22 protein-coding genes are annotated in these 23,113 nt (G+C 71.7%); 4 read left to right on the forward strand and 18 right to left on the reverse strand.

Annotated features, from left to right (window positions below; translation table 11 throughout):
• Window positions 1-59 precede the first annotated feature (59 nt).
• From CU254_RS24505 to CU254_RS24535, 7 genes are all read right to left on the reverse strand, one after another.
• On the reverse strand, window positions 60-803 hold the full coding sequence (locus CU254_RS24505; RefSeq protein WP_037714678.1) for a YggS family pyridoxal phosphate-dependent enzyme: 744 nt from the start codon (window positions 801-803) through the stop codon (window positions 60-62).
• Window positions 800-1,513 (reverse strand): peptidoglycan editing factor PgeF, encoded by a 714-nt coding sequence (pgeF, locus tag CU254_RS24510; RefSeq protein ID WP_009080360.1) that lies wholly within the window; start codon window positions 1,511-1,513, stop codon window positions 800-802. Before pgeF ends, CU254_RS24505 begins: the two co-directional genes overlap by 4 nt.
• A gap of 393 nt (window positions 1,514-1,906) precedes the next feature.
• A complete protein-coding gene (ftsZ, locus tag CU254_RS24515; RefSeq protein WP_009080361.1) occupies window positions 1,907-3,223 on the reverse strand; it encodes a cell division protein FtsZ in 1,317 nt (438 codons plus the stop codon).
• A gap of 228 nt (window positions 3,224-3,451) precedes the next feature.
• The gene (locus tag CU254_RS24520) at window positions 3,452-4,213 is read right to left on the reverse strand and encodes an anti-sigma factor domain-containing protein (protein WP_009080363.1); all 762 of its coding nucleotides are present in this window, start codon (window positions 4,211-4,213) and stop codon (window positions 3,452-3,454) included.
• Window positions 4,210-4,803, reverse strand: coding sequence for an ECF RNA polymerase sigma factor SigK (gene sigK / locus CU254_RS24525; protein ID WP_037714679.1), 594 nt, complete (start codon window positions 4,801-4,803; stop codon window positions 4,210-4,212). The genes CU254_RS24520 and sigK overlap by 4 nt, the downstream gene beginning before the upstream one ends.
• Window positions 4,796-5,521, reverse strand: coding sequence for a DUF1365 domain-containing protein (locus CU254_RS24530; RefSeq protein ID WP_037714680.1), 726 nt, complete (start codon window positions 5,519-5,521; stop codon window positions 4,796-4,798). The genes sigK and CU254_RS24530 overlap by 8 nt, the downstream gene beginning before the upstream one ends.
• A complete protein-coding gene (locus CU254_RS24535) occupies window positions 5,515-6,786 on the reverse strand; it encodes an NAD(P)/FAD-dependent oxidoreductase (protein WP_009080368.1) in 1,272 nt (423 codons plus the stop codon). Before CU254_RS24535 ends, CU254_RS24530 begins: the two co-directional genes overlap by 7 nt.
• Before the next feature lie 72 nt (window positions 6,787-6,858).
• Between CU254_RS24535 and CU254_RS24540 the strand changes: the two genes are divergently transcribed.
• Together CU254_RS24540 and CU254_RS24545 are read left to right on the forward strand one after the other, a co-directional pair.
• The gene (locus tag CU254_RS24540; protein WP_037714681.1) at window positions 6,859-8,097 is read left to right on the forward strand and encodes a cyclopropane-fatty-acyl-phospholipid synthase family protein; all 1,239 of its coding nucleotides are present in this window, start codon (window positions 6,859-6,861) and stop codon (window positions 8,095-8,097) included.
• Entirely contained in the window at window positions 8,094-8,873 is a 780-nt protein-coding gene (locus CU254_RS24545; protein ID WP_199785970.1) for a DUF1295 domain-containing protein, read from the forward strand. Before CU254_RS24540 ends, CU254_RS24545 begins: the two co-directional genes overlap by 4 nt.
• Here the strand turns inward: CU254_RS24545 and CU254_RS24550 are convergent.
• Both CU254_RS24550 and CU254_RS24555 read right to left on the reverse strand, forming a co-directional pair.
• Entirely contained in the window at window positions 8,860-9,303 is a 444-nt protein-coding gene (locus tag CU254_RS24550; RefSeq protein ID WP_009080372.1) for a DUF664 domain-containing protein, read from the reverse strand. The genes CU254_RS24545 and CU254_RS24550 overlap by 14 nt on opposite strands.
• A complete protein-coding gene (locus CU254_RS24555) occupies window positions 9,300-9,809 on the reverse strand; it encodes a DinB family protein (protein ID WP_009080373.1) in 510 nt (169 codons plus the stop codon). Before CU254_RS24555 ends, CU254_RS24550 begins: the two co-directional genes overlap by 4 nt.
• 115 nt (window positions 9,810-9,924) lie before the next feature.
• Here CU254_RS24555 and CU254_RS24560 point away from each other — a divergent pair, with 115 nt between their 5' ends.
• Together CU254_RS24560 and CU254_RS24565 are read left to right on the forward strand one after the other, a co-directional pair.
• A complete protein-coding gene (locus tag CU254_RS24560) occupies window positions 9,925-10,359 on the forward strand; it encodes an OsmC family peroxiredoxin (RefSeq protein ID WP_009080374.1) in 435 nt (144 codons plus the stop codon).
• 125 nt (window positions 10,360-10,484) lie between these two features.
• The gene (locus CU254_RS24565; protein ID WP_037717873.1) at window positions 10,485-11,198 is read left to right on the forward strand and encodes a DinB family protein; all 714 of its coding nucleotides are present in this window, start codon (window positions 10,485-10,487) and stop codon (window positions 11,196-11,198) included.
• A 214-nt stretch (window positions 11,199-11,412) separates the two neighbouring features.
• Here CU254_RS24565 and CU254_RS24570 read toward each other — a convergent pair whose 3' ends face one another.
• The 9 genes from CU254_RS24570 to CU254_RS24610 form a co-directional block, all read right to left on the reverse strand.
• Complete coding sequence (locus tag CU254_RS24570) at window positions 11,413-12,246, reverse strand: NAD(P)H-binding protein (RefSeq protein WP_100266863.1); 834 nt, start codon at window positions 12,244-12,246, stop codon at window positions 11,413-11,415.
• A gap of 97 nt (window positions 12,247-12,343) precedes the next feature.
• Window positions 12,344-13,207, reverse strand: coding sequence for a cell division protein FtsQ/DivIB (locus CU254_RS24575; protein WP_009080380.1), 864 nt, complete (start codon window positions 13,205-13,207; stop codon window positions 12,344-12,346).
• The gene (gene murC / locus CU254_RS24580; protein WP_009080381.1) at window positions 13,204-14,622 is read right to left on the reverse strand and encodes a UDP-N-acetylmuramate--L-alanine ligase; all 1,419 of its coding nucleotides are present in this window, start codon (window positions 14,620-14,622) and stop codon (window positions 13,204-13,206) included. Before murC ends, CU254_RS24575 begins: the two co-directional genes overlap by 4 nt.
• A complete protein-coding gene (gene murG / locus CU254_RS24585) occupies window positions 14,615-15,739 on the reverse strand; it encodes an undecaprenyldiphospho-muramoylpentapeptide beta-N-acetylglucosaminyltransferase (protein WP_009080382.1) in 1,125 nt (374 codons plus the stop codon). The genes murC and murG overlap by 8 nt, the downstream gene beginning before the upstream one ends.
• Entirely contained in the window at window positions 15,736-17,172 is a 1,437-nt protein-coding gene (ftsW, locus tag CU254_RS24590) for a putative lipid II flippase FtsW (RefSeq protein ID WP_009080384.1), read from the reverse strand. The genes murG and ftsW overlap by 4 nt, the downstream gene beginning before the upstream one ends.
• Window positions 17,159-18,565 carry a UDP-N-acetylmuramoyl-L-alanine--D-glutamate ligase gene (murD, locus tag CU254_RS24595; RefSeq protein WP_009080386.1) on the reverse strand — a complete coding sequence of 469 codons (1,407 nt, stop codon included), beginning with the start codon at window positions 18,563-18,565 and terminating at the stop codon, window positions 17,159-17,161. Before murD ends, ftsW begins: the two co-directional genes overlap by 14 nt.
• A gap of 4 nt (window positions 18,566-18,569) precedes the next feature.
• A complete protein-coding gene (gene mraY, locus CU254_RS24600; protein ID WP_009080387.1) occupies window positions 18,570-19,652 on the reverse strand; it encodes a phospho-N-acetylmuramoyl-pentapeptide-transferase in 1,083 nt (360 codons plus the stop codon).
• Window positions 19,649-21,163, reverse strand: a complete 1,515-nt coding sequence (murF, locus tag CU254_RS24605; RefSeq protein ID WP_037714683.1) for a UDP-N-acetylmuramoyl-tripeptide--D-alanyl-D-alanine ligase — start codon at window positions 21,161-21,163, stop codon at window positions 19,649-19,651. Before murF ends, mraY begins: the two co-directional genes overlap by 4 nt.
• Window positions 21,160-22,719, reverse strand: coding sequence for a UDP-N-acetylmuramoyl-L-alanyl-D-glutamate--2,6-diaminopimelate ligase (locus CU254_RS24610; RefSeq protein WP_009080389.1), 1,560 nt, complete (start codon window positions 22,717-22,719; stop codon window positions 21,160-21,162). Before CU254_RS24610 ends, murF begins: the two co-directional genes overlap by 4 nt.
• Between the last annotated feature and the right edge of the window lie 394 nt (window positions 22,720-23,113).

Here is a 23,113-nt window from a genome sequence, read left to right on the forward strand (position 1 = left end):
CTCCCGCACCCTTGTGCCCCGCCCGGCCGGACACGAAACGTCACCACCGGGCGGACTCCCTACGGCGAGGCTAAACCGCGCCCGCCGAGCAACGCGGTTCCGACACGCACACACGTCGAGCCGTGCCGGATCGCCTGGTCCAGATCATGGCTCATTCCGGCGGACACGTCGGCCGCTTCCGGATGCCGGTCCCGGACCCTTTCCGCTGCGTGGGACAGCCGGGCGAAAGCGGCGGCCGGGTCCTCCCCCAACGGGGCCACGGCCATCACGCCGCGCAGTCGCAGCTCCCCCGTGTGGGCGATGCGGTCGGCGAGCGCGCCGACCTCGTCGAGAGGGGTCCCGCCGCGCGCGACGTCGCCGTCGAGGCTCACCTGGACCAGGACGTCGAGCGGTCCGGTCCGCTCCCCGGCTTCCCGCGCGGCGGCGACCGCGCGGGCGAGGGCGTCGGCGAGCCGCGCCGAGTCGACCGACTGGACCTCGGCCGCCCAGCGCACGACCGAACGCGCCTTGTTCCGCTGCAGCCGCCCGACCATGTGCCAGCGCGGCGCGACGTCCGGGCGCAGTTCCGCGACCTCGGCCGCCTTCGGACCGGCTTCCTGGTCGCGGTTCTCGGCGAGGTCGAGCAGCCCGAGGTCGGTCAGCAGGGCGGCGTCGGCCGCCGGGAAGGTCTTGGTGACGCCCAGCAGCCGCACCTCGTCGCGGGAGCGCCCGGCTTCCGCGCAGGCCCGCGCGATGCGCTCCTCGACCGCGGCCAGCGACGCCGCCAGCTCCGCCCGCCGCTGCTCTGCCGGATCCTCGCTCACGCCTTCTCCTCTTCCAGCCAGGTGATGCCGGCGATCCGGCCGGTGGTGCCGTCGCGGCGGAAGCTGAACAACGTCTTGTCCTCGGCGGTGCACCGCGGGTCCGCGCCGACGCGTCCGACTCCCAGATCGGCCAGCTGCTGCCAGAGCCCGGCGCGAAGGTCCAGACCGCTGGTGCCCTTGCGGGTTTTGCAGGCGCTGCCGGGCAGATGCTTCTCGACGTCCGCGGCCATCGCGGCCGGGACCTCGTAGCAGTCGCCGCAGATCGCCGGGCCCAGCAACGCCTCGACGCGGCTCGGTTCGGCGCCGAGCCCGCGCATCGCCTCCAGCGCGGCGGGCACGACGCCGACCCGCGCACCGACCCGGCCCGCGTGCACCGCGGCGACGACGCCCGCTTCGGGATCCGCCATGAGCACCGGGACGCAGTCCGCGACCAGCACCACGAGCGCGACGCCCGGACGGTCGGTCACCAGCGCGTCGGTGGCTTCGGCGGCGGAGGTCTCGGTGCCGTCCACGACGGTCGCGGTGCGGCCGTGCACCTGCTCCATCCAGGCCAGCTTGTCCTCGGCGAGGCCGAGTTCGGACGCCAGCCGCTTGCGGTTGGCGTAGACGTCGCCCGCGTCGTCGCCGACGTGGTCGCCGAGGTTGAAACTCTCGTACGGCGGCCGGGAAGCCCCGCCCGCCCTGGTCGTGACCACTCGTCGTACTCGCACCCCGACATCCTGCCAAAACCGCGGCGGCCGCCGGGGCGCGCCTCGTGCGCGGCAATGCCGGTTAGAACCGGCGCCCGCACTCACGAGGACCGCCCGGCCGCCGCACGCCTCTGCCGCTGTTGCCCACGCGCCCTCGTGCGCGGCAACGCCGGTTAGAACCGGCACCACCACTCACGAGCCCACTTACGACCGCACACCTCGGCCGCTTCACCACGCCTTGCACCCGCCACGAGCCCCCTCGCCCCGCGCAAGCGCGACCGCAGCCCCGCCCTCGTGCGCGGCAATGCCGGTGAGAACTGGCGCCCGCACTCACGAGCCGCCCCGGCACGGCAACGGCCGCCCCGAACGATGCCGGGGCGGCCGTTGCTCGCGAGTCCTTGCTTACCGCCGCGCTTACCGCCGCATGAAGGGCGGCACGTCCACGTCGTCGTCGGTCGGGTCGTCGTGCACCGTCGTCGGACGGCTCGGCAGGCCGCCCGTCGCGGAACCCGAACCGATCGGCGAATACCCCCGCGAGCCGCCGCCCGGCTGGGGCAGGCCGCCGGGCGGGGTGCCGGTGCCGGGCTGCGGCAGGCCCGAGGCGGGCGTGCGCGGCGGGGCGACCGGGTAGCCGGAGCTGCCCGCGGGAGGCACCGGGGTGGCCCCGGACTGCGGCGGGGCCTGCGCGGCCGAACCGCCGCCGACCTGGCCCGCCGAGGCGGACGCGGTGCCGTTGCCCTGTTTGCCGCCGAACGCGGGCGGGTCGAGTTTCTTGTGGGTGGGCGCGCCGGCGTCGAACCCGGCGGCGATCACCGTGACGCGGACCTCGTCGCCGAGGGAGTCGTCGATGATCGTCCCGAAGATGATGTTCGCGTCCGGGTGCGCCGATTCCTGCACGAGCGACGCGGCCTCGTTGATCTCGAACAGGCCGAGGTCCGAGCCGCCCGCGATGGACAGCAGCGCGCCGTGCGCCCCGTCCATCGACGCTTCCAGCAGCGGCGAGTTGATCGCCTTCTCCGCGGCTTGTATCGCCCGGCCTTCGCCGCGCGCGGAGCCGATGCCCATCAGCGCGGAGCCCGCGCCGGACATGACGCTCTTGACGTCGGCGAAGTCCAGGTTGATCAGGCCGGGCGTGGTGATCAGGTCGGTGATGCCCTGGACACCGGAGAGCAGCACCTCGTCGGCGGAGCGGAACGCGTCCATCAGGGACACGCCGATGTCGCCGAGCTGCAGCAGCCGGTCGTTCGGGATCACGATCAGCGTGTCGCATTCGTTGCGCAGCTGCTGGATGCCCTCTTCGGCCTGCTTGCCGCGGCGTTTGCCCTCGAAGGTGAACGGGCGGGTCACGACGCCGATCGTGAGCGCGCCGAGCTTGCGGGCGATCTGCGCGACGACCGGCGCGCCGCCGGTGCCGGTGCCGCCGCCCTCGCCCGCGGTCACGAACACCATGTCGGCGCCCTTGATGACCTCTTCGATCTCCTCGCGGTGGTCCTCGGCCGCCTTCTGCCCCACCTCGGGGGCGGCTCCGGCGCCGAGTCCGCGGGTCAGTTCCCGGCCGATGTCGAGCTTGACGTCGGCGTCGGACATGAGCAGTGCCTGCGCGTCGGTGTTCACCGCGATGAACTCGACACCCTTGAGGCCGACCTCGATCATCCGGTTCACGGCGTTCACGCCGCCGCCGCCGATGCCGACGACCTTGATCACCGCAAGGTAGTTGTGCGGGGGCGTCATCGGGTCCGCCTTCCTGATCGTGATGTGCACATGCCGCCCGCCGGGGCCGGAAACCCTCAACCTCAACCCGAGAGTGAGAGTTATGTCAACCACCGGCGTCAAGGCAGGACGGTAGGCGCCGCGCAAGCTCTAATCCAGTAGCCACGCCGTGAGCGGCAAAGGTGTTTTGCCACAACGCGAACCCGCGCGCAAGGCCGGAACCCGCCGCGAGACCCGGCGCGAGGTCTGCTATGCGGGCACCGAAGCGACCAGCACGACGTCCTTCGACGGCTTCCCCGACGGCGCTCCCCCGGCCTGCTCCACGCTGATCGCGAACTGCTGCGCACCGGCCAATCCGTCCGCCACCACCAGGGAACCCGACGGTCCCCCGGGCAGCAGCCCGGCCGGTCGCGGCGCGAGGTCCGGGCCCATCAGCCAGGCCTCGTACACCTGCCCGGACGGGACCGGCGGCAGCCCGGACGGCATGAACATCACGCGGTCCAGCTTCCGCGACACGACCACCGTCCCGCCGCCTCCGCGCGGCGACGCGACGTGCGACGTCTGGCTGTCCGGCGCGGCGAGCAGTTCGGCCACCGGCCGGTAGCGGTCGCGGGCGGCGTCCAATTCGGACTGTGCGCTGTTCAGCCGGCCGCTGGTGTGCAGCGCGATCCCGCCGAACACGCCGGCGAGGGCGAGCCCGATCACGGCGGCCGCGGCGGCGAGGAGCATCGGCCAGCGGCGCGGGCCGCGCGGGCGAGGTTCGGCGGAACCGGTGCGCGGCGGGAGCTGGCGGGTCGAGCGCATGTCCGCCAGCACGCGGTCCTTGAGCCCGGACGGCGGCTGCTCGTCCATCGCCGCGCCGAGCCGGGCCGCGGTCTCGCGCAGTTCGCGCACCTCCTGCGCGCACGAGTCGCACTGGTCGAGATGGCGGCGGAACTGGGCCCGCTCGACCTCCGACAGCGCGTCGAGCGCGTACGCGCCGGCCAAGGTGTGCATGTCGGGACTGCTCACGCCGTCACCCCCAGGCAGTCGCGCAACCGGATCAGCCCGTCGCGCAGTCTGGTCTTGACCGTCCCCTGCGGCGTGTCCAGCACGTCGGCGACCTCGCGATACGTGTAGCCCTGGTAGTAGGCCAGGAGGACGGATTCCCGCTGCAGTTCGGTCAGCGTCTTCAGGCAGCGCCGCACCTGCGAGCGCTCCAGCCGGGTCGCGACGGATTCCGCGACCTCGTCGAACGGGCGCCCGCGCGCGGCTTCGAAGGTCGCCTTCCGCTCGCGTTCGGTGCTCGCCCGGGCCGACCGCACCCGGTCGACCGCGCGGCGGTGCGCCAGCGTCATCGCCCAGTTCAGGACGCTGCCCTTCGCCGCCGAGTAGCGCGTGGCGGTCTTCCACAGCTCCACGAGCACCTCCTGCGCGACCTCCTCGGACTGCGCGGGGTCCCGCACGATGCGGCGGACGAGCCCGTAGACGGGACCGGCGAGCTGATCGTAGAGCCGTTCGAAGGCGCGTTCGTCGCCCTTCGCGACCAGCGCCATCAGGTCCTCGGCGCTCGTCGAGGGCACCGCCGAGAGCCGGTCGGCCGGGCGTGCGCTCTCATCCATGGAGGGCTCCTGCCGTGTTCTGCCCGGTCCGGGCGGCGAGCGGGGCCTTGCGCCGCCACAGCGCGAGCCCGTGGCGGCGGATCAACGCGGCGACGCGCTGCGGTTGCAGCAGCCTGCCCAGCAGGAAGCGCGCGAGCGTGCGGATCCCGACCGGACGGCGGACTCCTCTCAGCGTAGCCGTCAGCGCGGCATCGCCGTCGCGGTGCAGGACGACGGTCAGCGCCAGCAGCGCGTCCGGACGCGGCAGGTGCATCCGGTACTCCCCCGCCATCTCCTGGAACGGCGACACGTAGAACTCCTTGTCCGCCCGAACCTCTTCGCCCGGCTGGAGCAGGTATGCGTGCCGGCCGCCGTAGGTGTTGTGCACCTCGGCGACCACGCAGGCGAGCGCGCCGTCCGGCGTGTGGCACCAGTAGACGGTGATCGGGTTGAAGACGTACCCGAGAACGCGCGCCGACGCGAGCATCGTCACCGGCCCGCCGCGCAAGTCCACCCCGCGGCGCGCGAGCCAAGCGTCCAGTTTGGACCGGATGCCGCCGGGTTCGTCGCGGTCGAAGTGGTCGCGGCCGTCGAAGCGCGCGAACGGGCGGAGCCACCACGGCAGGCGCGGCAGGTCGTCGAGGTCGGTCCGCCACAGGTACATCCGGTGCGCGAAGGAGTACGGCGGGTCGGTGCGGCGGACGTGCGCGACGGTGGCGTCGTAGAGAGCGGTCACCAGGTCACCCCGAAACTGGCCGCGGCGCGGACGCCGGAGGAACAGCCGTCCTCGTGGAATCCCCAGCCTTGATAAGCACCGGCATACGCGATGACGCCGTCGTTCAATTCCGCCAGGTTTCTCTGCGCGGCAACGGATTCCGGCGTGTAGACCGGATGCTCGTAGGACATTTTCGCGAGCACCGCCTCCGGCTCCAGGCCACCGCTCGGATTGAGCGTGACGGCATACGTCGTCGCTTCGTCGAGGCCCATCAAGCGATTCAGGTCGTAAGTGACTTGGACCGCGCGCAGATCAGCCCCGCAGCCCGGCGTCCGGTAATTCCAGGAGGACCGGGCCGCGGACACAGTCGGCAGCACCGCCGGATCGGTGTGCAGCCAAGCTTCGTTGCGCGAATAGCGAAAGGCGCCGAGCAGTTTCTGTTCCGCTGGAGTCGGATCCGCCAACAGCCGCAACGCCTGATCCGCGTGCGTCGCGACCACCACCCGGTCGACCCGGTGCGCGGTGTCGGCGTCGTCGCGCACCTCGATGCCGCGTGCGGTCCGCTGCACCGCGCGAACCGGAGTGGACAAATGCACCGCCGTCAACTGTTTCGCCGCCCGCTCGACGTACTCCCGCGAACCGCCGACCACCGTTCGCCACTTCGGCGAATTGCGCACCGTGAGCATCCCGTGGTTGCGCAGGAATTCGAACAGATACCGCGCCGGATACCGCATGGTGTCGGCGCGGTCGGCGGACCACACCGTGGACACGAGCGGCAGCACGAAATGATCGACGAAATACCGCGAATACCCGCCGATCGCCAGGAACGCGCCGAGCGGGACGTCCCCCGCCTCCGGGCGCGCCAGCAGCCGCCCGGCGTGCCGGTGGAACCGCTTCACCTCGGCCAGCATGAGCAGGTACCGCGCGGACGCGGCGTTGCTCCGTTGCGCGAACAGCCCGCGCGCGCCCTTCGCCCCGGCGTACTGCAGGCCGCAGCCGTCGCAGCGGATGCTCATCGACATCTCGGTCTCGCGGGTGCGGACGCCGAGTTCGCCGAACAGCCGCAGCAGTGTCGGGTAGGTGCGCTCGTTGTGGACGAGAAACCCGGAATCGACGGCGACCGTCCCGCCGTGCGCGCTCGGCACGTCGTGGGTGTGGGCGTGGCCGCCGAGCCGGTCGTCGGCCTCGAACAGCAGAACCTCGTAGCGGCGCTGCAGCAGGTACGCGGCGGTGAGGCCGGCGACCCCGCTGCCGATGACAGCGATGCGTTGTCCCGTGGTGTGGTGCACGGAGGGGATTCGGAGCCGGTGCCGGAACGGATGGGTACCAATCCGCGCCGCCGTCGGCGCCGAATCCCCCGCATGCCGAAATCCGCAGCTCACCGACTCGCCGAATTCGCCGAACGCGTCCTCGGCGGCCCGCTCCCGGTGGCCGTCCGCACCTGGGACGGGCGCCGGGCGGGGCCGCCCGGGCCGACCGTCGTGCTGAAAAACCGCCGCGCGCTGCGCTGGCTCCTCTACTCCCCCGGCGAACTGGGCCTGGCCCGGGCTTACGTCTCGGGCGACCTGGACGTCGAGGGCGATCTGACCGAAGGCTTCCGCCGGGCTTGGGCATACCGGCCGCAGCTGTCCGCACGGGACTTCGGCGAAGCCATCCGCCTGGCCGCCCGGCTCGGGGTGTTCGGCCTGCCGCCGAAACCGCCCGCCGAAGAGGCCCGGCTGCGCGGGAAGCCGCACACCCTCGACCGGGACCGCTCGGCGATCTCGCACCACTACGACCTGTCGAACGCCTTCTACCAGCTGCTGATGGACGATTCGATGGCGTACTCGTCGGGCTATTGGTCCGGAACCGCCGACCTCGCCCGCGCCCAGCACGACAAACTCGAGCTGATCTGCCGGAAACTCGGCCTGCGACCGGGCATGCGCCTCCTCGACGTCGGCTGCGGCTGGGGTTCCCTGCTCGTCCACGCGGCGAAGCACCACGGCGTCGAGGCCGTCGGGGTCACGATCTCCGCCGAGCAGGCGCAGCACGGCAAAACCCGGCTGGCGCAGCACGATCTGGACGACCGCGTCGAGGTCCGGCGGCAGGACTACCGGGAACTCGCCGGAGAGTCCTTCGACGCCGTGGCGTCCGTCGAGATGGGCGAACACGTCGGCGAGGACAACTACCCGGTCTACGCCAGCACGTTGTTCCGGATGCTCAAACCCACCGGACGCCTGCTGCTGCAACAGATGTCCCGCGGCGCGGTGGCCCCCGGCGGCGGCGCGTTCATCGAGCGCTACATCGCCCCCGACATGACCATGCGCCCGCTCAGCCGCACCCTCGGCCACCTCGAAACCGCAGGCTTCGAGATCCGCGACGTACACGCGTTGCGCGAGCACTACGTCCCGACGGTGCGAGCGTGGGCCGACACCCTGGAACAACACTGGGACGAGGCCGTCGCGTTGATCGGCGAGGCAGGAGCCCGGATCTGGCGGTTGTACCTGGTCGGCGGCGCGCTCGCCTTCGAGGAGAACCGCATGGGCGTCGACCAGATTCTCGCCGTGCGACCGGACGCGGACGGCCGCTCCGGCATGCCGTGGACGAGGGAGTGGGCATGATCGCGCTGCTCGGCCTCACCGCCGGAGTCACCCTGCTCGCGGTGACCCTCACGTTCGGCATCGCCCGCCTGCGCCGCCGCTACGACACCATCGACACGTTCTGGGGCTTGGGTTTCGCCCTCGTCGCCGTGGTCTCGTTCCCCTTCGGCACCGGCCCGCTCGCCCTGCGTCTGACGACCGCCGCGCTCACCGTCGTCTGGGGCGTGCGCCTGGCCGTCCACCTGCACCTGCGCAACCGCGGCAAGCCGGAAGACCCGCGCTACCAGCAGATCGTCGAACGCGCCGGCGCGAATCCCGGATTCCGGATCTTCGTGCGGACGTACCTGATGCAGGCCGCGGTCCTCTGGTTCGTCTCGCTGCCGGTGCAGTTCGCCATGTCCGGCAAGGGTTTCGGCCTCACCGCCTGGCTCGGCGTACTGGGGTGGCTGGTCGGCTTCGCCTTCGAAACCGTCGGCGACGAGCAACTCCGCCGCTTCCGCGCGAACCCGGCCAACCGAGGCCAAGTCCTCGACACCGGCCTCTGGCGCTACACCCGCCACCCGAACTACTTCGGCGACGCGTGCGTCTGGTGGGGCCTCTACCTGCTGGCGTGCTCCACGTGGCCCGGCGCGGCGACGATCCTCTCCCCGGTCGCGATGACCTTCACCCTCGCCCGCGGCACCGGCAAGCCGATGCTGGAGAAAGGCCTGCGGCAGACTCGCCCCGGCTACGCCGACTACATCGCCCGCACCAGCGGTTTCTTCCCGCTGCCGCCGAAGAAACTCACTCCCCGGTGAGGCCCCGCAGCAACTCGAGGTGCCGCGAGGTCTCCTGCACCAGGTACTCGACCACCGCTTCGACCGTCAGCAGCCGGTCGCCCTCGAACGCCACCGGATCGGCCAACGACCGCTCCGCGAGGGCCTCGCGGCACAGCTCGACGCTGTCCCGGTAAGCGCGGCGCACCTCGTCGATCGGCAGGTCGAAGCCTACCTCGAAAGCAGCTTCCCGCCCCGCCGCCAGCCGCTCCGCCCAGCGCTCCGGCTGTCCGGTGACCACGACGTCGAGCAAGGCGTTCTCCACCAACGCGAGATGCCACAGAATCCCGGCGGCGGTCATCCGCTCGCCGGGCCAGTGGGCCTGTTCGTCGGTGAGCCCGGCGCACTTCCCCGCCACGGTCGCGCGCAGCAGTTCGAGGTCGTCGACCAGCTGTGCGCGATCGAGGCTCACTCCCCGGTGAGACCGTCGGTCAGCTCGCGCAGCAGGTCAAGATGCCCGAGATGGCGCGCGGTCTCCTCGATCATGTGCGCGACGACCCAGCGCACCGTGAGCGGCCGGTCCCCCTTGAACAGGACCGTGTCGTCGAACCCCCTCGCCGCGACGACCTCCCGGCACTTCTCGGCTTCGGCCTCGTAATCGGCGATCAGCTGGGTCATCGGCAGCTCCAAGCCGAGTCGGAACTCCGCGTCCCGGTCGATCTCGAGCCGATCGGCCCACTCGTCCGGCTGCCCGTCCAGGACGACGCGGAACCAGTAGTTCTCCACCAGGGTGAGATGGCACAGGAGCCCGGCGATCGTGGTCAGCGCGCTGGGCACGTGCGTCCGGCGGGCCTGTTCGTCGGTGAGCCCGGAGCATTTCCACACGACGCTGGCGCGCAGGAAGTCGAGGAAGCCGGTGAGCTGGGTGCGCTCGTCCCCCGCCATGGGCGGGTCAGGGCGTTCGGGAGCATCGGTCACGTCTCGCAGTCTGCCGCACCCGGCCACTTCTTTTCGCGATTTAGCTTGCGCACAATGTAATTGCGCACTACCGTTGCGGACGTACCCCATTGTCGACCGCTTCAAGGAGACAGCGATGCCCAGCCGCGACCCGACCACCCACTGGACCGGCGGACTGCAGAAAGGCAAGGGCGAGGTCACCTTCGACTCGTCGAACCTGGGCACCTACGAGGTGTCCTTCCCGACCCGGGCGGGCGATCCGGACGGCCGGACCAGCCCCGAGGAACTCATCGCCGCCGCCCACTCGAGCTGCTTGGCGATGAACCTCTCCGGCGTGCTGGAATCCCAGAACCTGGAGGCCGAGTACATCGACGTCTCCGCCGAAGCAACCCTCGGCCCGGCCGACGGCGGCGGTTTCGAAATCAGCGGCATCGCGGTCACGCTGCGCGCGAAGCTGGACGGCGTCACCGCCGAGCAGTTCGCCGAACTGGCCAGCACCGCGGAAAAGACCTGCCCGGTTTCCAAGGCCCTCTCCGGCACCACCATCACCCTGGACGCCGCACTGGCCTGACCCTCCCGCGTTTTCCGTGAGGGGAACCCTCATTGACTCTGAGTCCCTCAGGGTTCCCCTCACGTCCCCCGCCTCGCAGCTCGAGCCCGCCGGTTTTGTCGGTGGTCGCTCCTACGATGCGGATCATGAAAAGATATGTCGACGAGGACCTGCACGACGCGGAATTCCGCGAGTGCGACCTGACCGGAGCGCGCCTGATCGGCGTGGTCATGCAAGACGCCGTGATCGACGGCCTAGTCTCCAACCTCGTGGTGAACGGCGTCGAAGTCAGCGCCTACGTAGAAGCCGAACTGGACCGCCGCCACCCCGTGCGCACCCTGATCCGCTCCGACGACCTGGCCGACCTCCGAGAGGCCGCCCGCCAGCTCACCGCCTCCTGGACCGCGACCATCGAGCGAATCCGCCGCTCCCCCGGCATCGAACACCGCTCCGCGAACGACGAATGGTCGGCCGCGCAAACCCTGCGCCACCTGGTCTTCGTCCACGACTCCTGGTTCCGCCGCTGCTGCCTGGGGTCGACGGACCTCTTCACGCCCATGGGCATCGGACCAGACGCAGAGCCCTACCGCGAAGCACACGGAATCGACCTCTCGCAATCCCCGTCCCTGGACGAAATCGTCCACGCACGCAACGCACAAACCGCAGAACTGGAAGCCTGGCTAGCCACCGCCACCCCAGCACAACTAGCCGCCCCCGCCCCAGTCCCCGACGACGACGTCTGGCCCCCCTACGCGAGAGGCCGCACAGTACGCCAATGCCTAGGCACAGTCCTCAACGAAACCTTCGAACACCACAACTTCTGCACAAGAGACCTAGCACTAATAGAAAACGCCAACTAAGACAAACAACCCGCAGCCGATGCACCCAAAACGAGGGCACCCACACCTCCCCCGCCCCGATACGAAGCCAAAAACACGGCGCTGGGGTGCTTGTCAAGGCATCTTTCCCGCCTTGACAAGCACCCCAGCGCCGTAGTCACACTAAAAAATCGGGGTGCCCACGCAACCCCCCTAAAGCGGCAATGTCGCCGCCAGGCGACGAGCCGCCCCCAGCTCAGGAAAACGCAGCGACATTGACCTTAGCCCAGTCAGCAAAAGAAACCCCACCCCGCCCCAGCAATTCCTCCACCACCCCAGTAGGCACCTGAGGCTCCCGCTCAGTAACCTCGAAATTCTCCAGCAACCACGACGCAACCCCCTCCGGATACCCAGCCGCAACCCACTCGGCAACCTGCTCCTCCGGAGTCAACTCCACAAACGGCAACTCCCTCCCCAAGGCACCCCCAATAGCCGCAGCCATCTCAGCGAGAGAAATCCCTTCCGGCCCGCTCAACTCGTAAATCCGCCCCACCTGCCCCTCGGAAACCAAAACCTGCGCGGCGACCGCAGCAATATCCCCCAAATCAATAGGCGTCTGAGTAGCCCGAGGATAAACCGACCGAACCTCCCCCCGCTCCCGAACACACGAAGCCCACCCCAGCGAATTCGTCATAAACGCCCCAGGCCGCAAAAACGTCCAGTCAAACCCACCGCCCCGCACCGCATCCTCGACCGCAGCAAACCCATGCCCACTGGACGCCGGATGCGTATCCCCCACACTGGACCCAGACAACGCAACCACCCGCCGAATCCCCGCCCGCGCGGCCAACTCGCAAAACCGCGAAACAGTCCGCGCATAAGGAGCCAGATAAACCGCCTCGACCCCGTCCAGCGCAGCAGGCAACGTCGACGGCCGAGCCAGCGACCCGACCACCACCTCGACGCCGTCCGGCAACGCCGCCCGCTCCGGATCCACCGTCAACGCCCGCACCGGCACCCCGCGAGCCACCAGCTCGTCCACCACCAGCCGCCCGACGTTGCCGGTCGCACCCGTCACCAGAACCGTCATGCCCCCACCTTCTCGTATGGCGTACGAACTCAACAAGCGTACGGCATACGAGAAAAGACCGCCAACCCAACCGGAAGAGCGGCCCGGCACGCGGGCCTCACGAGGTGATAGTCGGCAACTCCGGCGCGGAAACGTCGTAAATCTTCCCCTGCTGCGTCAGCAACGCAGCCAGCACCTTCGCCTTGCGGTCGGTGTTCTCCGCGTTCCCCCACCGCACGGTCTTGCCGCTGGACAGCGTGAACTCGACACTCGCCGGCGTCTGCGCGGTGACCGTCGTCGTCTGCTTCAGCAACTGCTCCGGCAGCACCCCGAGCACCGCGGTCACCGCGCGGGTGACCGGATCGTCGACCGACACCTTCGGCAGCTTCAGCTCCGGCAGCCCGACCGGACGGGTCTTCACCGTCTTGAACACGACCCCGCCGCCGTCGACGAGATGCACCCCGTCGCCGCCGGGGCCGCTGTCGAAGAACGCGATCGGGGTCCGTTCGGTCACCGCGATCTCCAGCGTCGTCGGCCACGACCGGGACACGTCGACCGTCGCGACGCCCGGCATCTGCGCCACCCGGTCGCGGATCCCGTCGACGTCCGCGCGCAGCATCGGCTGTCCGGGCGGCACCGCCGCGGTCGCGCGGATCTGGTCCACCGACACGGTTTTCGCGCCCTGCACCTCGATCGTCTTCACCGAGAGCAGCGAGCTGAAGAACAGCAGGTACCCCAGCGCCCCCAAGGTGACGACGGTCAGCAGCGCCACCCACCGGCGGCGGATCTCCTTGCCGCGCGTGGGCCGCGACTTCCGGGCGGCGGCTCGCTTCGTGCGGCCCGACCGCGCGGCGGTGCGGGCGCGGGTGCGCTGCCGTTCCTCCTCGGTCCGCCGCCCCCGCCGTTCCCGGGCCAGGGCAGCACGCTGCTCCTCGCCCGCGCGCGGCGCGGGCGAGCGACGGCGCTGCCTGGTCCCGGTCATGCCCCTGCGGCCCTCCGGTCCAGCTCGGCCAGGATCTCCGGGCCCAGCTGCGTCACGTCGCCCGCGCCCATGGTGATCGCGAGGTCGCCCGGCCGGACGAGGTCCGCGACCAGGCCGGCGGCCACGTCGAAGGCGGGCTGGTAGTGCACCGGAACGGTCACCCGGCCGGCGATCAGCGCGCCGGTCACGCCCGGCACCGGCTCCTCGCGCGCGCCGAACACGTCGAGCACCACGACCTCGTCCGCCAGCGACAACGCCTCGGCGAACTCGGCGGCGAAAGTCTGCGTACGCGAGTACAGATGCGGCTGGAACACCACGACGACCCGTCCGTTGCCCGCCGCCGTGCGCACCGCGCGCAGCTGCGCGGCCACCTCGGTCGGGTGGTGCGCGTAGTCGTCGTACACGCGGACGTCGCCCGCGCGGCCCTTGAACTCGAACCGGCGGCGCACCCCGCCGAACGCGGCGAGCCCGGCGGCCATGCCGTCCAGCGGCGCGCCGAGTTCGAGCCCGGCGAGCAGCGCGGCGACCGCGTTGAGCGCCATGTGCTCGCCCGGCACCGCGACCCGCAGGTCGTGTTCTTCGCCGTCCAGCGCGATCCGCACGACGCCGCCGTCCGGCGCGGGCGTGTAGTCGAGCACGCGCACGTCGCCCTCGCCGGAAGCGGCACGGCCGTAGCGCCGCACCCGCACCCCAGCGGCGGCGGCCTCCTCGCCCAGCCGGGCCGCGCCCTCGTCGTCCGCGCACACGATCAGCAGCCCGCCCGGCTCGATCTGGCCGACGAAGTCGCTGAACACCTTCACGTACGCCTCGGCGGTGCCGTGGTGGTCGAGGTGGTCCGGCTCGACGTTCGTCACCACCGCCACCGACGGCGTGTAGGTGAGGAAGGACCCGTCGCTCTCGTCGGCCTCCGCGACGAACACGCCGCCCTCGCCGTGGTGCGCGTTGGCCCCGGATTCGTTGAGGTCGCCGCCGATCGCGAACGACGGGTCCATCCGGCAGTTCTGCAGCGCCACGGTGAGCATCGACGTGGTCGACGTCTTGCCGTGCGTTCCCGCGATGCACGCGACGCGGTGCCCGGCCATCAGCCCGGCCAGCGCCTGCGCGCGGTGCAGCACCGGGATGCCGCGCTCGCGGGCCGCGGCGAGTTCCGGGTTGGTCTCCTTGATCGCGGTGGACACCACGACCGCCGACGGCGGTTCGGCCAGCTCGGCGAGGTTGTCCGCGGTCTGGCCGACGAACAGCGTCGCGCCCTGCGCGCGCAGCGAAAGCAGCGCGCGCGATTCCTTGGCGTCCGACCCGGACACGGCCGCGCCGCGGGCGAGCAGGATCCGCGCGATGCCGGACATCCCGGCCCCGCCGATCCCGATCAGGTGCGCCCGGCGCAGCTGCGCGGGCAGTTCGGGCGTGTCAGGCACCGGCGGCCTCCAAAACGATGCGGGCGAGGGTCTCGTCGGCTTCGCGGTGGCCGAGCCCGACGGCGGCCGCGCTCATCCGCGCGACCCGGTCGGCGTCGGTCACCAGCGGGATCACCAGCTCGGCGACCTTCGCCGCGGTGAGGTCGGCGTCGGCGACCATCAGCGCCGCGCCGGCGTCGACCGCGGGCCGGGCGTTGACCGCCTGCTCGCCGTTGCCGTGCGGCAGCGGCACGAACACCGCGGGCAGCCCGACCGCGGAAATCTCGGCCGCGGTCATCGCGCCGGACCGGCACACCACCGCGTCCGCCGCGGCGTAGGCCAGGTCCATCCGCTCCAGGTACGGCACCGGCACGTACGGCGGGCGGCCGGGAAACTCTTGTACGGCAAGGGAATTCTTGGGGCCGTGCGCGTGCAGCACGCCGACGCCCGCCTCGGCGAAGTCCTTCGCCGCACCGGACACCGCGGAGTTGATCGACGCCGCGCCCTGCGAACCGCCGAACACCAGCAGCGTCGGCGCGTCCGGGTCCAGCCCGAAGAATTCGCGGGCTTCAGCGCGCAGCGCGGCCCGGTCCAGCGACGTGATCGAGCGGCGCAGCGGAATGCCGACCACCTCGGCCTTCGGCAGCGGCGTGCCCGGCACCGCGACCGCGACGCGGGACGCGAAGCGGGCGCCGACCTTGTTGGCCAGCCCGGCCGACTTGTTCGCCTCGTGCACCACGATCGGCGTGCGGCCGCGCGCGGCGAGGTACGCCGGCAGCGCGACGTATCCGCCGAAGCCGACCACGACGTCCGCGTGCACCCGGTCGAGCACCTCGCGGGTGCGGCGGACCGAATCGCGCACCTTCAGCGGCAGCCGGAGCAGCTCCGGCGTCGGCTTGCGCGGCATCGGGACCGGCGGGATCAGCTCCAGCGGGTACCCGCGCGCGGGCACGAGCTTGTTCTCCAGGCCGCGCTCCGTGCCGAGGGCGACCACCTCGGCGTCCGGGCGCAGCCGCTTCACGGCGTCCGCCAGCGCGAGCGCGGGCTCGATGTGCCCGGCGGTGCCCCCGCCCGCGACCACCACGACCGGCGCCCGGCCCGCTGCCGACCGCTGCGTTCCCTTGACGGGCTTGCTCACCGATGACCTCTCCGGTTCGCGGTGCTCCGGGCACCGCGGTTCGCTGTACTCCGCCGCGCCGACCGGCGGCGTTCCTGTGCCGGTGCGGGCCGGGCCGCACGCGGCGCCGGCCGGGCCGCCCTCGTCCCGTTCCCCGCGGCGCGCGTGCCCTTGCGGGCGGACGGCGGGCGGTACGGATCGGGCGCGGGCAGCCGCAGCAGGCGTCCGAATTTACCCGGCCCGTGCGAGCGCAGCGCGGCCACCGCCTCGGGTTCGTGCCGCGCGGCGTTGGCCAGCACTCCCATGATGAGCATGGTGATCACGAGCGACGTGCCGCCGTAGGAGATCAGCGGCAGCGTGACGCCGGTGACCGGCAGCAGCCCGACCACGTAGCCGATGTTGATGGCCGCCTGCGCGACGAGGAAGACCGTCAGCGTGCCCGCGACGATCCGGATCCACGGGTCGATGTTGCGCGTGGCGATGCGCAGGCCCACCACGGCCACGCCGGCGAACAGCGCCAGCACGACCGCGCAGCCCACGAAGCCCAGTTCCTCGCCGATCAGCGCGAAGATGAAGTCGTTCTGCACGTTCGGCAGGTAGCCCCAGTTCGACGCGCCCTGCCCGAGCCCCTTGCCGAACAGCCCGCCGTCGGCGAGCGCCAGCTTGGCCTGGTTCGCCTGGAACCCCTCGGCCGAGGTGTCCGCGTCCGGCGACAGGAACGACATCACCCGGGCGAGCCGGTAGGGCGCGATGATCGCCAGCACCAGCACGCCGCTCAGGCCGCCGGCCAGGATCACCCCGAACAGCCGTTTCGGCGCGCCGGCGAACCACAGCAGGCCGAGCAGCACCACCGCGAGCGTGATCGTGCCGCCGAGGTCGGGCTGCAGCATGACCAGCGCGAACATCAGCAGCGCCACCGGCACCACCGGGACGAGCAGATGCCGCCACTGGTTCAGCACGTTGTACTTGATCACCAGGATGTGCGCGCCCCAGAAGGCCAGCGCCACCTTCGCCGCCTCGACCGGCTGGAAGGTGAACACGCCGAGCTTGAACCAGCCCTGCGAGCCGTTCACCGTCGACCCGAGCGGCGTCAGCACGAGCAGCAGCAGGCCAAGGCAGGCGACGGTCATGGTCGCCGACATCCGGCGCACGCGTTCGAGCCGCACCCGCAGGCCGATCCAGAACACGATCCCGCCGATCGCGACGAACATCAGGTGCCGGAAGAACAGCGAGTACACGCCGCTGCCGGTCTTCGGGTTGTAGGAGGCCACCGACGACGCGGACAGCACCATCACCGCGCCGATCACGGTGAGGATGCCGGTCAGCGCGAGGACCAGGTGGAACGACGCGAGCGGCCGCGAAAGCCAGGCGGTCAGCCCGGTGCGGAGCGCGACGAACGGGCTTTCCCGGCGAATGCGCCGAGGCCGCGGCTTGTCGCCGTCAACGACTGTCATCCGCCGCCCCCGCCGCGCCTTCGGCCAGCGCACGCACCGCGGCTTCGAACGCGTCGCCGCGCGCTCCGTAGCCGCGGAACATGTCCAGCGAGGCGGCGGCGGGCGCGAGGAGCACCACGTCACCAGGACGAGCCAGGGCGCTGGCCGCATTCACCGCCGCAGTCATGGGCTCATCGTCACCCGGAAGGAGGCGGTTGCACGGGACATCCGGCGCGTGTCGCGCGAGAGCGGCTTCGATCACGGGGGAATCGACACCCAGCAGGACGGCCGCGCGCAGCCGTCCGCCGACCGCCGCGACGAGGTCGTCCACCGAGGCGCCTTTGAGCTGTCCCCCGGCGATCCAGACCACGCTTTCGTGCGCGAGCAGCGAGCCGAGCGCGGCGTGCGGGTTGGTGGCCTTCGAGTCGTTGACGTACCGGACGCCGCCGATCTCGGCGACCTCCACCGCGCGGTGCGGCGCGGGTTCGTACGCGCGCAGCCCCTTCCGCACCGCGGCGGGCGACACCCCGTGCGCGCGGGCCAGCGCGGCCGCGGCGAGCGCGTTCGCGAGGTTGTGCGGTCCGGCCGGGCGGACGTCGGCGATCTCGGCCAGTTCCTCCGCGCTCGTCTCCGGGTCGGCCCCGAAAGCGCGGTCCACCAGCAGGTCTTCGACCAGGCCCAGCTCCCCGGCGCGCGGCGTGTCGAGCACGAACCCGATCCGCCGGGCCCCGTCGGGCGCGTGTTCCTCGGCGATCCGCGTGGACCACGGGTCGTCGACGTTGTGCACGACGGCGCGCGAACGCTGGTGCACGCGGCCCTTCGCGGCGGCGTACTCCTCCATCGAGCCGTGCCAGTCCAGGTGGTCCTCGGCGAGGTTCAGCACAACCGACGCGTCCGGCGCGATCGTGGACGACCAGTGCAGCTGGAAGCTCGACAGCTCGACGGCCAGCACCTGGTGCCCGCCGCGCACCGCGTCGAGCACCGGATAGCCGACGTTGCCGCAGGCCACCGCGTCCGCCCCGGCCGCGCGCAGGATCGACTCCAGCATCCCGACCGTGGTCGTCTTGCCGTTCGTGCCGGTGATCACCAGCCACGCGGGCGGATGCTCGCGCAGCTGCCCGATCCGCCAGGCCAGCTCGACGTCGCCGATCACCTCGACGCCCGCCTCGGCCGCCGCGACCAGCAGCGGGGACGTCGGCCGCCAGCCCGGGCTGGTCACGACGAGCGCGGTGTCCGCCGGGGGTTCGGTCAGGCCCGGGACCAGCTCGGCGCCCAGGCCTTCCAGCTCGGCGAGCCGCTCGGCGTTGCCGTCGGTGACCGTGACCCGCGCGCCCAGCTCTCGCAGCACCGGGACGACCGATTTCCCGGTGACTCCGGCGCCCGCGACCAGAACGTGTTTGCCCTCAAGCTCCAAGGGGTCAGCTCCCGAAGTTGAGCTGCTCGCTGTAGAACAGCCCGAGCCCGAACATGCAGCAGATCGCCGAGAGCAGCCAGAACCGGATGATCACCGTGGTTTCCGCCCACCCGGCCAGCTCGAAGTGGTGGTGGAAGGGCGCCATCCGGAACAGCCGCCGCCGCGTCGTGCGGAAGACCGCGATCTGCGTGACCACCGAGATCATCTCGACCATGAACAGGCCGCCGATGACGATGGCGAGCAGTTCGGTGCGGGTGGTCATGGACAGCCCGGCGACGAGGCCGCCCAGGGCGAGCGACCCGGTGTCGCCCATGAAGATCTTCGCCGGCGCGGCGTTCCACCACAGGAACCCGATGCAGGCCCCGGTGGCCGCGGCCGCGACGACCGCGAGGTCGAGCGGGTCGCGCACGTCGTAGCAGGCCGGGAGCGGCTGGGTCGAGCAGGAGAGCCGGGCCTGCCAGAACGAGATCACCACGTACGTCGCGAGCACCATCGCCGCCGCGCCGCCGGCCAGCCCGTCGAGGCCGTCGGTGAAGTTCACCGCGTTCGACCAGCCGGAGATGACGATGTAGCAGAAGATCACGAACACGACCGACGGGAACGTGATCAGCGCCAGGTCGCGCACGTAGGACAGGCTCTGCGACGCCGGGGTGAGCCCGTGCGAGTCGGCGAACTGCAGCGACAGCACCGCGAACAGGATGGTGATCACGAGCTGGCCGACCAGCTTCGCGGTCTTGTTCAGGCCGAGGTTGCGCTGCTTGCGGATCTTGATGAAGTCGTCGAGGAAGCCGACCAGGCCGAGCCCGACCGCGAGCATCAGCACGAGCAGGCCGGACGCCGAGGGCGCCGCCGAGCGCGAGTTGCTGATCCAGGTGATCAGGTGCGCGACGAAGTAGCCGACGACCATCGCGATGATGATCGCGACGCCGCCCATGGTCGGCGTGCCGCGCTTCGACTTGTGCCCCTGCGGGCCTTCCTCGCGGATCTCCTGGCCGAAGCCCTGCCGCGAGAAGACCCGGATGAGGTAGGGCGTGAGCAGGATCGAGACCAGCAGACCCGCCGCGGCCGCGATCATGATGTTGATCACGCGTGACCACCGTTCGAGCGTTCGGAGTTCAGGAGAGAGGGGTCGGTGTTCGTTTCCGGATCGGCCAGCAGCGCTTCGGCCACCCGCCACAGACCGGCGGCCTTGGACGCCTTGACCAGCACCACGTCCCCGGGACGGAGCTGATCATGCAGCACGGCGACCGCGGCCTCGACATCGGGTACCAGCACCGACTCCTCGCCCCAGGACCCCTCCTGGAACGCGCCCTGGTGCATGGCGGCGGCCTCCTGGCCGACCACGACGAGCTTCTCGATGTTGAGCCGGACCACGAGGCGCCCGATCGAATCGTGCGCGTTCACCGAGTCCTCGCCCAGCTCGCCCATCACGCCGAGCACCGCCCACGCGCGGCGGCCGGAGCGGCTCATCGAGGCCAGCGCCTTGAGCCCGGCCCGGACCGATTCGGGGTTGGCGTTGTACGAGTCGTTGAGGATCGTGACGCCGTCCGCGCGGGTGGTGACCTCCATCCGCCGCTCCGAGCGCCGCTGCAGCGACGACAGCCGCTGCGCGATCTCCTCGGTGGTCGCGCCCAGCTCGCGCGCGATGGCGGCGGCGGACAGCGCGTTGCCGACGTGGTGCTCGCCATGCAGCGGCAGCGTCACCGGGGCCTCGCCCTCGGGCGTGATCAGCCGGAAGGACGGACGGGCCTCGGCGTCGACCGTGATGTCGGCGGCCCGGATCTGCGCCCCGGCCGACTCCCCGACGCCGACGATGCGGGCCTTGGTGCGGCTCGCCATGGCCGCGACCAGCGGGTCGTCGAGGTTCAGCACCGCGAGGCCGTCTTCCGGGAGCGCCTCGACCAGCTCGCCCTTGGCCTTCGCGATGCCCTCGCGCGAGCCGAATTCGCCGACGTGCGCGCTGCCGACGTTGAGCACCGCGCCGATCCGCGGCGGCGTCGTCTCGGCGGCCGCGGCGATGTGCCCGACCCCGCGCGCGGACATCTCCAGCACGAGGAACTTGGTCGAGGCGTCGGCGCGCAGCGCGGTCCACGGGTGGCCCAGCTCGCTGTTGAACGACCCGGGCGGCGCGACCGTCGGGCCCATCGGCTCGATCAGCTGCGCGATGACGTCCTTGGTCGAGGTCTTGCCGGACGAGCCGGTGACGCCGATGACGGTCAGCCCGCCCGCGGCCAGCCGGTCGACGACGTGCCGGGCGAGCTTGGCCAGCGCGGCCAGCACGGCGGCGCCGGAGCCGTCGGTGTCGCCGGTCAGCGCGACCGACCCGGAGTTGGCCTGTCCCGGCGGCAGCGGCGGCACGACGATCGCCGGGGCGTCGACCTCCCGCGCGGCCAGCACGCCGACCGCGCCGGCCTCGACCGCCTTCGCGGCGAAATCGTGCCCGTCGACGCGTTCGCCGGGCAGGGCGAGGAACAGCCCGCCCGGGCCCAGCTTGCGCGTGTCGAATTCGACGCTGCCGGTCACGACAGCGGATCCGTCGGTGCGGTGCAGCCTGCCGCCGACGACGTCGGCGATCTCGGCCAGGCTCAGCTCGATCACGCGGTCACCTCGAGACGCTTGCGGATGGCGGCCTCCAGCTCGTCCCGGTCGGAGAACGGGTGCACCACACCCTGGGCCTCCTGGCCGGTCTCGTGGCCCTTGCCTGCGATCAGGACGATGTCGCCCGGCCCGGCGAGCGACACCGCGTGCGCGATCGCCTCGCGCCGGTCGGCGATCTCCAGCACCTCGCCGCCCGCCGCGGGCCCGACGGCGCGGGCCCCGGCGAGCATCGCGGCGCGGATCGCGGCCGGGTCCTCCGAACGCGGGTTGTCGTCGGTGACGATCAGGAGATCGCTGCGGCGCACCGCCGCCTCGCCCATCATCGGGCGCTTCGCGGTGTCGCGGTCGCCGCCGCAGCCGAGCACGGTGATGATCCGGCCTTCGGTGCGGGCGCGCAGGGCGTCGAGGCCCTGGGCCACCGCGGCCGGTTTGTGCGCGTAGTCGACCACCGCGGTGAACTCCTGGCCGAGGTAGACCCGCTCCATCCGGCCGGGCACCTCCACCGCGGCGAGCCCGGCGACGATGTCGTCCGCGTCGATGCCAGCGCTGGCCAGGATCGCCGCGGCGAGCACCGCGTTGGCGACGTTGAACGTGCCGGGCAGCGGGATCTTCGCCGCGCGGCTGAGGCCGTCCGGCCCGAGCAGCGTGAAGGTCTGCTCCCCCGCCGGGGTCGCCTCGATGTCGGCGGCGCGCCACAGGGCGTCGGCGCCGGCTTCGATCGACACGGTCACCGTCTGCGGGGTGAGCAGCGCCTGTCCCCACGCGCTGTCCACGACGACGACCTCGGTGGTCGACCGGCCGTCGAACAGCAGGGACTTGGCGGCGAAGTACTCCTCCATGTCCTTGTGGAAATCGAGGTGGTCCTGCGAGAGGTTCGTGAACGCGCCGACCGCGAACCGGGTGCCGTTGACCCGGCCGAGCGCCAGCGCGTGGCTGGACACCTCCATCGGCACGTGCGTGACGCCGCGCTCCAGCATCACCGCGAGCAGCGCCTGCAGGTCCGGGGCCTCCGGCGTGGTGAACCCGCTGGCCAGGCGCTCGCCGGCGATCCGGGTCTCGACCGTGCCGATCAGGCCGGTGGTGCGCCCGGCGGCGCGCAGTCCCGAGTCGACCAGATAGGAGGTGGTGGTCTTGCCGGAGGTGCCGGTGACGCCGAGGACGGACAGGTGCAGCGACGGCTCGCCGTAGATCCACGCGGCGATCTCGCCGAGCGCGGCGCGCGGGTCCGGGTGCACGAGGACGGGCACCGGCGCGTCGCGCAGCGCGGGCCGGTCGGCTCCGCTCGGGTCGGTCAGGACGGCCGCGGCTCCGGCGGCGAGGGCCTGGTCGCTGAAGTCGGCGCCGTGCGCGCGGGCTCCGGGGAGGCCGGCGAACAGGTCACCGGGGAGCACGTGCTGCGCACGCAGCGTGGTGCCGGTGACGGTGAGGTCGGCGGCCTCGGGACGGTCGGCGATGAGCCGGGCTCCCGCACGGGCGAGCAGAGTGGCCAGCGGCACCGGGTCGATCCGGGCCGGGCGGGGCGGCGCGGCGGCCGCCTTGGCCGGGCTGTCCGGCAGCGACGCGGCAGCGGGCCCGCTTCGGGGCTGGGACGAGGACACGGACACGCCGGAGAGGTTACCGAGGCCGGATCCGGGTGACCCAACGCGGTACGGCGAACGCGCGTCCCCGCCGCGGGTGTGGTAGGCGGGGCGGGCAAGATCGTTGCGGCGCAACCCTTTCCCCGGCGCCGCACCGGCCCGTGTGGACGATCGCCCGCTCCGCCGCGCCCGCATCGCGTTCTCCGGTACCGCATTTCTCGCGACCCGCGACCCCAATGTGGCATTGGGTGCGTTGAGCGCAACCAATGCCACATTGGGTGCGTGGGACGCACCCAATGTGGCATTGGGGTTTCCCTCGGCAGGGGGCGCGGCGCCGACGGTACGCGGAGTTCTCCCCGGCCGACGGGCGCGT

The sequence above is a fragment of the Amycolatopsis sp. AA4 genome (genome assembly GCF_002796545.1).
In the GTDB taxonomy this organism is placed as follows: Bacteria; Actinomycetota; Actinomycetes; order Mycobacteriales; family Pseudonocardiaceae; genus Amycolatopsis.

What these genes read in the sequence shown, in the direction of transcription:
- CU254_RS24560 (WP_009080374.1), top strand. Translation starts at nt 9,925, where the DNA reads ATGCCCAGCCGCGACCCGACCACCCACTGGACCGGCGGACTGCAGAAA.
- CU254_RS24540 (WP_037714681.1), top strand. Translation starts at nt 6,859, where the DNA reads ATGCCGAAATCCGCAGCTCACCGACTCGCCGAATTCGCCGAACGCGTC.
- ftsZ (WP_009080361.1), bottom strand. Translation starts at nt 3,223, where the DNA reads ATGACGCCCCCGCACAACTACCTTGCGGTGATCAAGGTCGTCGGCATC.
- ftsW (WP_009080384.1), bottom strand. Translation starts at nt 17,172, where the DNA reads ATGACAGTCGTTGACGGCGACAAGCCGCGGCCTCGGCGCATTCGCCGG.
- CU254_RS24575 (WP_009080380.1), bottom strand. Translation starts at nt 13,207, where the DNA reads ATGACCGGGACCAGGCAGCGCCGTCGCTCGCCCGCGCCGCGCGCGGGC.
- CU254_RS24545 (WP_199785970.1), top strand. Translation starts at nt 8,094, where the DNA reads ATGATCGCGCTGCTCGGCCTCACCGCCGGAGTCACCCTGCTCGCGGTG.
- CU254_RS24570 (WP_100266863.1), bottom strand. Translation starts at nt 12,246, where the DNA reads ATGACGGTTCTGGTGACGGGTGCGACCGGCAACGTCGGGCGGCTGGTG.
- CU254_RS24565 (WP_037717873.1), top strand. Translation starts at nt 10,485, where the DNA reads ATGAAAAGATATGTCGACGAGGACCTGCACGACGCGGAATTCCGCGAG.
- sigK (WP_037714679.1), bottom strand. Translation starts at nt 4,803, where the DNA reads ATGGATGAGAGCGCACGCCCGGCCGACCGGCTCTCGGCGGTGCCCTCG.